Origin of the sequence: Streptomyces pristinaespiralis, assembly GCF_001278075.1 — a bacterium.
GTDB lineage: Bacteria > Actinomycetota > Actinomycetes > Streptomycetales > Streptomycetaceae > Streptomyces > Streptomyces pristinaespiralis.
The window spans coordinates 7,751,829-7,763,838 of the sequence record NZ_CP011340.1; the positions used below are offsets into that span (position 1 = coordinate 7,751,829).

The following is a 12,010-nucleotide window of genomic DNA, read 5'->3' on the forward strand; positions in this document are numbered from 1 at the left end:
GAAGTTCGCCAGTCGGAAGGTTGGTGTCAGGTGACGGGGATGATCCCGGCGTCCGTCCCGGCCGGGGTGTACTCGGCGAGCCGGGCCCGCAGGCTGTCCTCGCGCTGCGGTTCGTACAGGTCGTGGAAGACGCCCATCTCGGAGCCGTCGTCGGCGCCCCGGCGGATCTCGGGCGGGCACGCGTCGGAGAGCCGCGCGTAGGCGGGAGTGCCGTACCGCTCGCTGCTCAGCAGCGGCCGCACCTGCGGTCCGGCGCCGTCCGAGTGGTCCGGCCGGCAGCGGTGGCGCCGCGGGGTGCGCGAGCCCGGCGGCACGTAGCAGAAGCGCAGACAGCCCACCCCGCGCCGGGCCACCCGCAGCTGTCCGGTGAAGACGCTGTTCTCGCCGATCTCGACCGCGTGGGTGTGCACTTCGCCGATGACGGTCGTGCGGTGGGCGTGCAGCACCGCGTGCGCGTGGCGGCAGTCGGGGGCCGAGAGCGCCGCCCGGTCGTGGCCGGTGGCGTCCAGGACGCTGTCCCGGATGTGGATGGGCAGCGGATCGTGGTTCACCTCGTCGCCGATCACCTCGATGGTGCCGAGGATGCTCCGCTCGATCTGCACGCAGGCGGTGGTCCGCTCGAGGACCAGGCTCGGCTCCTCCGGCGAGTGCGGATCGCACTCCGGCTCCAGAGACCATCCGGGCACCAGCGTGCAGTGCCGCAGCACCACCGTGCCGACGGGGCCGCTCACATGGAGCCCTCTTCCGGTGACCAGCAGACCGTCCAGGACGATCCGCGGGGCGTCCGGGCCGGGACCGCGGTCCTCCTCCGCGGCACGGATGTTGAGCGCGTCGGGCCGGTTGCTGTACCAGTCGAGCAGCCGGATCACCGGACGGCAGCCTTCGGCGGCCCGCAGCTCCAGCCGGTCGCCCCGCTCGAGCTCGAAGTCCAGCTGCTCCTGATAGGCGCCGCTGTGCGTGATCTCGATGACGCCCTCGGGTCCGCAGCGGCCGGCCCGCCGGTCGCCGCGCCACTCCTCGTACGCGTCCGTGATCTTCTGGAAGCGCTGCCCGGGGCCCACCCGGTAGAACTCCGCCGCGGGGGAGGTGTCCCGCTCGCGGGGGTACTCGCCGCCGCCGGTGTCGTCCCCGAACGCGTAGTGGTAGGTGACCCACACACCCTGCCGCGGGGCCGAACGCGAGCCGAAGGCGATCCGCCCGAGCTCCGGGTCGACGGCCACCTGGCCGCGCCGGGGCCGGTACCGCCACTGCGAGAGGTCGGCCACGACGATGTCGGACAGGGGCACCGGCTCGTCCTGGCCGTCCCGCCAGATGGTGAAGCTCTTGCCGGGGCCGTAGTGGTCGGCGAGGCGCTCCGCCAGCTGCCGGCGGCGGATGTACGCGGGTACGTTGTCGATCGTCGCGATGTGCGTCGCCGACGGCTCGGGCACCGGCCTGGTCACCAGGGGGCTGTCGTTGCCGAGGATCGAGAACGTGTAGAGACTGCGCGCCCGGTCGACGCAGTAGGCGGGCGCCCGGGTCACGTGATACGGCTTCAGCCGCCACACGAACAGTCCCACACCGGCCGGGGAGCCACCGCCCTGCCGACGTGCCGAACCCGCCCTGCGCACGTCCACGGACCGGGCCGTGGCGCTGAACGGGGTGTCCGCCAGGTCGAGTTGCGCACCGTCCCGTACATCGGCCAGCCGGCCGCGCTGCAGTCGGCGCGAGTCGGCCGCGGACGACCCGGATCCGTACAACCGCACCGGCTGGTGGTGGGAGACCAGCCGGGAGAACTCGACTGCCCTGGCCGGCCATCCCGCGATCTCCTGCGCCATCTCCTCCAGCAGGTGCAGCGTGCCCTTGCGGCGCCGGTGGGAGACGGTCGCGGCCACGTCGCGGCGCGGGGCGAGCGCCTCGGCGAGCCGGCGACGCGACTCCTCCCCGTCTCCGCCCAGGCCGCCGGTCGGTACCCGCTCGTACCCGGGCAGCGGGGTGTAGCCCACCAGGTCGCCGAGATACGGCAGCACCCAGGGCGCCGCCGTCTCCACGAACAGGTCCTCGTACCCCTGCTCGACACCGTCCCGCACCACGTCGACCTGCTCGGCGATCACGGCGAGCAGCGCACGCAGCGGCTCCCCGCGCTCGGCGTCGCGCAGCCGGTGCCACTGCGGCAGCAGCTCCACGAGACCGTCCGGTTCCCTGCTCATGCGGTGACCTCCGTCAGAATCAGCGTGTCGGGCACCTGCGGTGTCAGCAGGGCGAGTTGAGCCGGCCGGACGCCCCGGAAGACGAACACCCGCCGCCCCTTCTCCAGCGGCCGGGTGTCGGTGATGTCCGGGTTCAGGCGCAGCAGCTCGGCGAGCGGGATGCCGTGGCGGGCGGCGACCGAGGTGAGCGTCTCGCCACCGTCGGCGGTGACGCGGTGCACCACCTCCTCGTACTCGGCGTGCCGGGCCGGGACCGTGGCCGCCGGCCCGTCGAGGCGTTCGCCCAGGCCCGTCAGTTCGCCCGGAGTGACGGAGGCCGGGACGCCGCCGAAGACGTCGACGTCGACGTGGTCCACCCCCGGCACCCGGTGGGCCGTCGCCATCACCTCCGACAGCCGCGCCGGACGGCCGAGCTCCCTGCCTTCCGGGCCGAACGTGCGCAGCAGCGCCTGCCGGAGCCTCGGCTCCACGACCGACCAGGTGTGGTCGGGCGCGACCTTCACCTTCGCCGCGAGGAGCAGCAGCACCGGTTCGCGGACGTCGACCCGCACGGGCAGCCGCCCGTCGCCGTACCGGGCCAGTGAGGAACGCAGCGCCCGCAGGACGTCGGAGTCACCGGCGACCGGGATGTCGTCCACGCCGGCCACCGTCACATGCAGCACCTGGCGCCGCCCGTCGAAGACCTCCCGTGCGACGGCCCGGCCGATGCCGGCCCGCGAACGGGCGAAGTCCTCGTAGTCCCTGACCGACACCAGCCGGTCGAGTGCCGACACGGCCAGCGGGATCGTGCGCCGGGTCAGACCCGGCCCGTCGGCGTCCGCGCCGCCCGTCGCGGCCTGCGGGTTGGTCACCCCGGTGACGCCGAGCGGGCGGGTGACCGCCTGGGTGATGCGGTTCGCCCGCACGTTCGCCGCCCGGCCGGTGCCGAAGCGGTAGCGGGCCCGTACGTTCTCGCTCCCGGTCGGCAGCCGGGCGCCGTGCACCCCGTCGCCGAAGGTCACCGTCGTACGGCCGTCGGCCGTGGTGCCCGTGACGTACACACGGTCGCGCGGCCCTCGCCCGGCGAGGCTGTCCACCTCGTGCCACAGCAGCCCGTCGACACGGATCTCCAACTCCGGCGTCGCGCCCAGGGGATTGTTCGCGGGCAGCCAGGTCAGCGGGGACTGCCACAGGGCGAACGTCTGGCCGGTGCGGCCGGCGTCGCCGCTGCCGATCGGCTCGTCCCGGCTCTCGCCGTGCGTCGCCGGCACCACGTTGCCGAGCACCCGGACCGTGTCGCGGCGGTAGCGGTGCGCCAGACCCGTGGTGAGCGTCAGCCTGGTGTGCACATGATCGCCCGGCAGCAGCGGATCGACGACCTGCTCGACCCCGGCGACCACCACCAGCTCGGTCCCGGTGATCCCGGAGCCGCCGGACCCGCCCGGCGGTACGTCCGTTCGCTCGCCCGACACCGCCAGGTGCCGCCCCGGGCGCAGCCCGTCGTACAGCTCCGCCAGCTCCAGCTCGTCGCCGTGGACGTCCTCACCGAGCGGTTCGTCGGCGAGGCGCAGCGACTGCCCGCCGGCGTGCACCGTGGCGTCACGGATGTTGGACAGCAGGACGTCGTGGTCGTCCAGCCACGGCTCCGCGAGCGTCAACTCCGTGCCGCGGCCCGTGATGCCGTAGTCGGTGTACACGGCCGTGCGCACGGAGGTGACCCGGGTCGTGACGAAGGAGAGCTTCGCGTCGCCGGGGATTCCGTCCGGGGTGTCCCGCCCCTTGCGGGGCCGTTCGATCGCCACCCAGGAACCGACGGTGATCGAGTCCTGCACCGAGTCCAGCGCGAGGACGTGCCGGTCGGCCGGCCGGGGCACGGTGGCGACGCCGATCTCCACGTTCGCCGGCTCGCTGCCCACCGTGTAACGGACCGTCAGCTCGTGATCGCCGTGCCGGATCTGGTGGTGCTCCCCGGGCGCGAGCAGCCAGCTCTTCGTCTCGCCGTTGTGCACGGCCACCCGCACCCGGCCGTCCTCTCCCGGCCGGGACACGAACAGCGTCCGCTCGGGCAGCCCGTCCTCCAGCCGGGCCGTCACACCTGGCTCCTGGGAGTCCGCGGGCCGCCTGCTCAGCCAGCTCAGATCGTGGTCCTGACCGGCACGGGTGCGCAACGTGACCCGCCCCGGCCCCAGTTCGAACGTCTTCTCCGTCGGCAGGTTCTCCGACACCTGCACCGAGGAACCCGTCTCCACGTGCTGGAACTCGGCACGCACGGGCACCCGGCCCGCCGGGTCGTACACCACCCGCATCGTCGTCAGCGCCGCTCCGCTCAGCGGCCAGTCCGTCTGCCTGACCACCCGCCCACGGGCGTCCTGCACCGGCCGCAGCGGTGCGGTCGCACCGAACGGAGCCGCCGTCACCCGCATCGCCTGCACCTCACGCAGCAGGGCGGGGACGGCCGGGGCCGCCTGCCGCCATGCCGGGTACAGCCCGTCGGCCACCCTCGGCTCGAGGACCGACAGCAGCTGCGCCGCCAGTTCCGAGCCGGACGCCCGGCGCCGGGCGGCGGACCGGCCCGCCGTACCCGGCCGCACGTCACGTGTGCGCAGCGCGGGCAGCACCGCGCCCAGCGCCAGCAGCGCGGACGAGCCGGGGGAGAGCTCCACCTCCTCCGGCGGCGCCGGACGTGACGGCTCCAGATCGGCCGCCCGTTCGCGCAAATCGCCGACGACGGCCTCCAACCGCTCGAACCAGGCGGCCACTTCCTCATGGGCCGCCGCCACCGCCTGCGCCTCCGCCAGCCGTTCGTGGGGCCCGGCGAGCCGGGCGGCGAACGCGGCGGGTGTCCCCAGGTCGTCCAGATCGGCCCGCAGCGGAGCCAGCACCTGGGCGTCGAACTCCTCGATGTACCGGCTCACCGGACGGGGGTTGGGGTTGCCGGGCGTCGGCGCGCCGTCCTCCGTCTCCCGGTCGTCCTCGGTGATCCACTCCCGCAGCTCGTCGACCAGCTCGCCCAGTACGGGCGGCGCGGACTGCGGCAGCCCGATCACCGTGACGTCGTCGTCCCGGTCGACCGACACCCGGGCGACGCTCAGCAGCCGGCGCTCGCCGGGCGTCCCGGCCTGCCCGCCGCCGTCCCCGGCCCGCTCACCGCCGAACACGAACAGCAGCCGGTCACCGGTGCTCAGCGCCGACGCCGTCCCGGCGATCCGTACTGCGGAGCGCCGCTCCAGGTCGGCGGGGGTCAGCAGCGACGGCCTGCGCCGGCGCACCGCCAGCTCGTTCCACGACGCGCGGGCCGTGAGGTCCTCGCCCGTCTCGAAGACCTGGGACTGCTCGCCCGACGTCGTGGGCACGCTGTTGCTGCGCGAACCGCGCGGGATCACCACGGACACCTCCGCCTCCCGCGGATCCCGGTCCAGGGTGTACGCGAGATGCGTGTCGGCGGCGATGCCCGGACGCGGACGGTGTCCCACCAGACGCCCGAGCAGCGCCAGCGAGCGGTGCTCGTTGGCGGTGCGCAGGTACGCCTCCTCCGCGATGCGCTCCGAATGGAACGTGAGCAGGTCGCCGACGACCGCCCACGACTCCAGCAGCCCGATCGACGGATCGTCCGGCGTACGGACGGTCAGGCCCCGCAGCGCCGGGTAGGCGGGCGAGGCGAGCCGGTCCAGCATCGCCGCGAGGAACGAGCCGTACTCACCCACCCGGTAGTCCAGCGACCGGCGCCCCGGCGGATTGTGGACCGCCGGCGGCGCGTGCCGCTCGTCGTGGCCCCCGCAGCCGCAACCGCACACGGCGCTCATCGCCCACCTCCGCCGAGCTCGATGGACAGCCGCCCGTTCTCGGGCCGGTCGGGATCGTTGTCGCAACGTGCGATCTCCAGCGGGCCGAGCCGCAGCACGCCTGCCTCCAGTGCGTCGTCGTGGTCGTCCGGGTCGTCGGCCCCGAAGGGCCGGCCCGTGTCGAACAGTCGTGCCAGCCGGGTCACCCGTACGCTCTCCACGCCCTGCACGGCCGCAGCCGCGGCCACCAGGCGGCTCAGCCGCACCGGTTCGCCGAACGTCAGCGCGTCGGGGTGGAAGAAGCCGAGCCGGCCGCCGGACAGCCGCCCGCTGCCCAGCAGCCGGTACAGCTCGGCGAGGATCCGGCCGTGCTGGTGTCCCGGTGCCGCACACACGGCCAGGGCGATGTCCAGGGGGACGCCGCGGGCCGGGCCGACGACCAGGTCGTGGCCGATGCGCCGGTAGCCCTCCAGCGCGTAGGCCACCGAGTCGAGCAGCTCCGGACCGGGCTCCCCGGCACCGGCGGCGTCGATGGCCACATGGGCCTCCTGCACGCTGCCCGTCCAGCGGATCCGGGCGGCCGCCCGCTGCACCCCCGGCAGGGCGGAGGCGAGCGCCGCGTAGTCCTCCGCGGTCACCGCCCGCAGCCGCGAGCGCCTCAGGTCGAGCGGCGCGAGCTGGCGTACCTGCTCCAGCGGCTCAGGCTCCGTGCCGCCCACCGCCGGGAGCGGGTTGCGCACACCGGCGACGGGCAGTGGGTCACCGGCGTCGGACTCCTCCGGATCGCGGCAGAGCACCAGATGGTTGATCGCCTCCGCCCCCACGTTCCCCGCCGTGCCGCCACCGAGCCGGTAGCGCAGCTCGAGCCGTGCGCCGGGCCGAGGGCGGGCTCCGTGCCGGCCGTCCCCGAAGCGCAACGCGATCCGCCCGTCGTCCTCCAGCTCACCGACGAAGTGCCGGTCCCTCGGCCCGCTCGACAGCAGGTCCGGCCGGGTGGTCCACGCGGTTTCGCCGTCGATCACCCGGACCGCGGGCAGGGCCTCGCGCGGATCCTGGAGCAGGGCGCTCGCCGGGCCGCGCAGCTCGGGCTCGTCCGGGTGGAGACCCACCGCGTACGAAGGCCCCCAGGTGTGCGCGATCTCCCAGGCGATGCCGCCGTCGAGAACGGCACCCGCGCGGGCCCGCGCCGTCAGCACCTCGAGCCGGCGCAGCTTCGCCGCCAGCAGGCGTTCGCTGCGGTGCAGCAGCTCCCGCAGCGCGGGAACCGGACGGCGGCGCAGCTCGAAGCGCTCCAGCACCCGCAGACCGAACAGCACGGCCAGCTCCGCGATCTCGTCCTCGCCGAGACCGTCGTGGTCGCGGGCGCTGCGCCACAGCTCCACCAGCCGCTGCCGCACCCGGGCGGGTATGCCCGCGAGCCGGCCCGCCTGCCCGGCACTGACATGGCGGGACAGCGGGAACGGCACCGACTGGACGACGGGGGAGCGCTGGAGCCGGGGCCTCAGCCGCGGCCGGATGCCCGGGTACACCACCTGGGCCAGCAGCGTCTCGAGCGCCTGTGCCTGCTCGAACGCGGTACCCGGTACGACCTTCTCCCGCCGCCGGCCCGCCAGTTCCACACCGAGCCCGGCCCGAGCCGTCTCCCGCTCGCCCACCACGTCGGACAACTCCCGCACCTGCGCCGCGGTGAGCAGCCGGCCATGACGGGTCTGGTCCAGCCTGGCGCCGATCAGGTCCGCGGTGGCGTTCCCCGCGTCCCGGTCGGGGCAGCCGGAGCCGCACGGGTCGCAGGAGCCGAGGACGGCCGGGTCGGGGGGCACGACGACCGTCTCGGGCTCGCCGCCGGCCGACCGGCCGTGGTCGACCAGCGCCACGTTGCCCCGCGCCACGCTCACGTCGCCGACCGGTTCGCAGTCCCTGCCGCCCCGCGTGGACAGACAGACCGCGAACGCCGGTGCGTCCTCCGCGGCCCAGGTCACCTCGAGCACCGGCTGACCGCACAGGGCGTCGACCGCGGGCGTCACCGAGGTGAGCCGCACGGCCTGCCGGTGCGCCGGGTCCGCGTCACCGGGCGTCCCGGAACGCGGTCCGCGCACCTCCTCGATCAACAGCACGTCACCCGGCCGCAGTCGCAGCGCCCGCTCGGCGCACTCCTCGTCGGCCCACTCGTCCCGAAGCGTCGCGGACGTCGCCCCCTTCGGCAGGGAGCACACCTCGTCGCCCCAGGTCCAGAAGCGGATGGTGTTGTGCTCCGGGCGCAGCACCAGTGGCTCGCCCTCCACCACCGGCTCGAAGACCTCCACCGAGCCGCGCTCACCGAGGACCGCCAGGTCCCGGTCCTCGATGACCGCGCCGATCTCCGGCCGGTCCCGTGGGCCGAGCGTACGGACGTCGACGGCGGCGAACCGGAACGTGCCCGGCAGGAGCGTCAGTTCCCGCACCACCTCGAGAGCGACGAAGGCGCGCGCGTTGCAGCCGTCGTGCATCGGATAGTCGATCAGCCGCACATGCCGCCGCACCGACACACGCCGGCGCGCCGTGTCCAGATACGCCTCGGTCGCCACCGCGTCCTGCTGGTAGCTGATCCGGTCACCGGTGTGCGCCAGCAGCTCCACCAGCGTCATCTGGAGATCCGCCGGATTGCGTTCCACCCAGTCGGGGGTGGTCAGCGCCAGCCGGTCCAGGATCAGCCGGCGGATCGACTCGTAGTCCCGCGCGGTGTAGTCGACGACGGGTGCGGCCGGGAAGCCGGGCCGGTCGCCGCCCGGGTCGTCCTTGCAGTCGAACGGCGTCGGACAGTCGACCCGGAACTCGAATTCCGCAGAGAAGTAGCGCTGGTCGAAGCCCGGGAACGGCTCGGTGCCCGGTCGCCCGTAAGGATCCGTGTCCACCACCGACAGCCGGTAACGGCCGGTGTCCCCGGTGCGGTCCAGCGTCACCAGCAGCCGGTCGTCGAGCTCCGGGTCCTCCTCCCGCTCCACACACACATCGACCGCTTCGATCCCGGTGATCCGCCGGCCGCCGTCGATGCGGATGTTCTCCGGGCACAGCCCGTGCGGCGCCTTGCCGAGGAACGTGACGGTCAGCGTCAGCCCGTCGTCACCGGCCTCCACCGCGTCCACGCCGCCGAGCCGCGCCGCCCGCACCTTGCCGCGCCTGCCGTCCGTGCGGCAGACCAACTCCTCGCTCACGCCGCTCATGCGGGCCCGCTCCCCTCGAACACCTCGTCGCGCCGGCTCCCGGTGGAGCGCACGACATAGCGCAGATACACCCGGACCACGTTCTCCTCACTCACCACGTCCAGCGACTCCACCTCCATGAGCTCGCCCAGCCACCGCTGGAGCGACGCCTGCACCGACAGCTCCAGCGCGGAGGCCAGTTCAGGACTGTTCGGGGTGAAGACCAGGTCCAGCAGCCCGCAGCCGAAGTCGGGCCGCATCACCCGCTCGCCCGGGCTGGTGAACAGCAACTGCTCGATCAGGTCGCGCACATGCTCGTCGTACGCCGCGTGCGCGGTACGTCCCCGCCGGTCCGACCGGAACGGGAACGCGACGTCGGTACGCCGCCGGGCCGTCATCGGCACGTCACCCCCCGGCGGACCGCCGCGACGACCGGCGGCCCCTGCGGCACGAGCGCGGCGTCGAAGCACTGCCCCGCCGTGGTGTCCAGGAGCACGGCCGCACCGTCGACCAGGACGCCGCCGCGCGGCGGTGGACCGAAGCGGACGCTGACGCACGGCCGCGGCACCCCTTCGACGGTGTGCGCGCAGCCGGTCACGGCGAACACGTCGGACGCCGTGCGGACGGGATGCCCGTCGACGAGCACGGCACTCGGAGCGGCCGCGGCGAACGCCCGGCCGCCGTGCGGACAGTGCAGCGCGGAAGCGGCGCTGACGCAGGTACCGGAGTTCCCGGAGTGTCCGGACAAGACTTCTCTCCCCGTCGTGTTGTCACTGCTTGCCCGGCACGATCAGCCGGCCCTCGTTGACGTTGACCTCGGCGCCGTTCAGCACGATCGACGCGCCCAGGCCGTTGGCGATCGTCACGCCCTTCTCGTCGACCTGGATGTACGCCCCGCCCGCCGCCTGGAGCCGGATCCCGCTGCCGCCCGGCACGTCACCCATCACCAGCTTGTGCCGGTCGGAGGTCTGGATCACCACGTTCTGGTGCGCCGGCCCGCCCGTGAGCGCGTCCGGCGGGAGCTCCGAGGAGTCCCCGTACCAACAGCCCGTCCAGATGGGGTAGCTGGGATCCCCCTGCTCGAACTCCACCCACACCCCTGCGCCCGCGGACGGAACCACGTACTGCCCCGACTCCCGGCCGGTGAACGGCAGACACGGCAGCGCCCAGGTCGACGTCTCGTCGCCGAGGACGTCCGGCACCTTGACCGTCACCCGGCCGATCCTCAGCGGATCGTCGTTGCTCACCACCCGCCCCCGGAACTTGCCGAGATACCGGCTGTTCGGTCCTGCAGCCATGCGAAGTACTCCTGGTCCCCTTGTCCCCCGACCGCCTGTTCGCCGGTCGCCCTGATCGCCGGTCGTTACGGCCGTACGGTGCCGCTGCGGGCGATGAGCCCCTCGCGCGACAGCGTGAAGTTCTGCTGGTACGAGCCGGGCCTGATGTTGTGCGTCACGGACTTGACGTAGTAGTCGCCGTCGTACGTCACCCCCGCGCCGCGCACACCCACCAGCTCCCGCGGCCGCAGGATGTAGCCGTGCCGGTTGACGTCCAGCGACCCCGAACCGGAGATCGCGTCCGCCGACAGCGCGGCCCGCGCCAGCAGTTCCGCCTGCGCCTGCTCCGACTCCTTCTTCGCCGTGCCGGACAGCGTCCGGCGCCTGAGCGCCGGAGTGGCGCGGCGGCCCAGCGGCGGGCGCAACGGGCCGATGTCGGGCTGCGGCAGCAGCAGCGTGTCGCGGGTCGCCGGGTTCTGCACGCGTGCCTGCGGCTCCTCGCGGGCGGTGCCGTCGTAGGCGAACGTCAGCTGGTCCACGGTCGAGTTGGCGTCCATGTTCACGTTCAGCGCGTGCTGGCGCTGCCCGATGCGGATCTCCGGACCCCACACGGCCGTCGACCGGCCGGGCCGTGGGCCTGGCTCCAGGAAGAAGATGTAGCCGTTGGCCCGCGCCAGGTCGGTGACGTAGGCGAGGTCGGTGGCGGTCTGGTACTCCACCCGCAGTTGTTCGCGCGGCGGCTGCTCGATCTTCTCCTGGAAGACCCGCGGTTCGATCCCGTAGTCGGCGTACTTGGCGAGGATCCGGGCCACCCGCTGGGACGGCCGCAGGTTGGGGAACCGGTCCGTGCGCTCCTCGAGATCCATGAGCACCGACAGGTCCTCGCCGGTCACCGTGAGCGTGGAGTGCCCTGGCTGATTGCTGGCACCCACCTCCTGCCGCACGATCAGCCCGTCGAGCAGCACCTCGGCCGTCCCCTTCACACTGACGGAGAGGATCACCCGGGTCTTCGGGTCGAAGAACCCTTCCGGCAGCAGCCGGCGGGACAGCGCGCCCGTCTTGGTGAGGTCGAACGCCAGCTGGAACCCGCTGCGTTCGCCCGCGGTCGCCGTGATCTGCGCCGACAGCAGCGCCTCGACGACCTCCGGCGGCACGGGCCGGGTCAGCCGTGGCCCCGTCTGCAGGGTGATGTGGATGGGCCCGCGCCCCACGGGCTGCTCAGACATGGCGGCCCCCCGACGCCGGGAAGCCGCCGGCGTGCGGGATGCGGATGTCCCGGCCCGCCTCCTCGGTCAGCTCATGCGGGTCCAGGACCGGGTTGGCGTCGGCGATCTGCCACCACTGGGCGGGGTCGCCGAAGTAGTGCTGGGCGAGCAGGTCGGGACGCTCACCGGCGTTGACGGTGTGGGTCGCAGACTCGCCGTCCTCGGTCTGTTCCTCTCCGAGCGGGGGGAGCAAACGGCGTTTGGCGTACCGCACTTCGGTGCCGTCGGCGGTGCGGTGAACGCCGATCTCGGCGTCGTGGTAACGGCTGGAGCGGGGGTACGGGTGGGCGCCGGGTATGGCGTCCATGGCGCTCTCGTACGGCTCGATCTCTGCCATGT

At 73.6% G+C, this 12,010-nt stretch carries 8 protein-coding genes; all 8 read right to left on the reverse strand.

The window, feature by feature from the left end:
- Window positions 1-26: 26 nt before the first annotated feature.
- The 8 genes from SPRI_RS33315 to SPRI_RS33350 all read right to left on the reverse strand — a co-directional run bounded on the left by SPRI_RS33315 (window position 27) and on the right by SPRI_RS33350 (window position 12,008).
- Window positions 27-2,189, reverse strand: a complete 2,163-nt coding sequence (locus tag SPRI_RS33315) for a hypothetical protein (RefSeq protein ID WP_053557614.1) — start codon at window positions 2,187-2,189, stop codon at window positions 27-29.
- Window positions 2,186-5,971 carry a putative baseplate assembly protein gene (locus SPRI_RS33320; protein ID WP_053557615.1) on the reverse strand — a complete coding sequence of 1,262 codons (3,786 nt, stop codon included), beginning with the start codon at window positions 5,969-5,971 and terminating at the stop codon, window positions 2,186-2,188. The genes SPRI_RS33315 and SPRI_RS33320 overlap by 4 nt, the downstream gene beginning before the upstream one ends.
- Window positions 5,968-9,150: a putative baseplate assembly protein gene (locus SPRI_RS33325; protein WP_005320993.1), complete on the reverse strand. Its 3,183-nt coding sequence runs from the start codon at window positions 9,148-9,150 to the stop codon at window positions 5,968-5,970. The genes SPRI_RS33320 and SPRI_RS33325 overlap by 4 nt, the downstream gene beginning before the upstream one ends.
- On the reverse strand, window positions 9,147-9,527 hold the full coding sequence (locus SPRI_RS33330; protein WP_005320995.1) for a GPW/gp25 family protein: 381 nt from the start codon (window positions 9,525-9,527) through the stop codon (window positions 9,147-9,149). Before SPRI_RS33330 ends, SPRI_RS33325 begins: the two co-directional genes overlap by 4 nt.
- Window positions 9,524-9,877 carry a hypothetical protein gene (locus SPRI_RS33335; protein ID WP_005320996.1) on the reverse strand — a complete coding sequence of 118 codons (354 nt, stop codon included), beginning with the start codon at window positions 9,875-9,877 and terminating at the stop codon, window positions 9,524-9,526. The genes SPRI_RS33330 and SPRI_RS33335 overlap by 4 nt, the downstream gene beginning before the upstream one ends.
- Before the next feature lie 22 nt (window positions 9,878-9,899).
- Window positions 9,900-10,427 carry a phage baseplate assembly protein V gene (locus tag SPRI_RS33340; protein ID WP_005320997.1) on the reverse strand — a complete coding sequence of 176 codons (528 nt, stop codon included), beginning with the start codon at window positions 10,425-10,427 and terminating at the stop codon, window positions 9,900-9,902.
- A gap of 65 nt (window positions 10,428-10,492) precedes the next feature.
- Window positions 10,493-11,632: a hypothetical protein gene (locus SPRI_RS33345; RefSeq protein WP_037775440.1), complete on the reverse strand. Its 1,140-nt coding sequence runs from the start codon at window positions 11,630-11,632 to the stop codon at window positions 10,493-10,495.
- Window positions 11,625-12,008: a hypothetical protein gene (locus tag SPRI_RS33350; protein WP_005320999.1), complete on the reverse strand. Its 384-nt coding sequence runs from the start codon at window positions 12,006-12,008 to the stop codon at window positions 11,625-11,627. Before SPRI_RS33350 ends, SPRI_RS33345 begins: the two co-directional genes overlap by 8 nt.
- Between the last annotated feature and the right edge of the window lie 2 nt (window positions 12,009-12,010).

Bases quoted from the DNA above. Each gene is read 5' to 3' on its own strand.
- SPRI_RS33315 (WP_053557614.1), bottom strand. From the start codon at position 2,189: ATGAGCAGGGAACCGGACGGTCTCGTGGAGCTGCTGCCGCAGTGGCAC.
- SPRI_RS33320 (WP_053557615.1), bottom strand. From the start codon at position 5,971: ATGAGCGCCGTGTGCGGTTGCGGCTGCGGGGGCCACGACGAGCGGCAC.
- SPRI_RS33325 (WP_005320993.1), bottom strand. From the start codon at position 9,150: ATGAGCGGCGTGAGCGAGGAGTTGGTCTGCCGCACGGACGGCAGGCGC.
- SPRI_RS33330 (WP_005320995.1), bottom strand. From the start codon at position 9,527: ATGACGGCCCGGCGGCGTACCGACGTCGCGTTCCCGTTCCGGTCGGAC.
- SPRI_RS33340 (WP_005320997.1), bottom strand. From the start codon at position 10,427: ATGGCTGCAGGACCGAACAGCCGGTATCTCGGCAAGTTCCGGGGGCGG.
- SPRI_RS33345 (WP_037775440.1), bottom strand. From the start codon at position 11,632: ATGTCTGAGCAGCCCGTGGGGCGCGGGCCCATCCACATCACCCTGCAG.
- SPRI_RS33350 (WP_005320999.1), bottom strand. From the start codon at position 12,008: ATGGCAGAGATCGAGCCGTACGAGAGCGCCATGGACGCCATACCCGGC.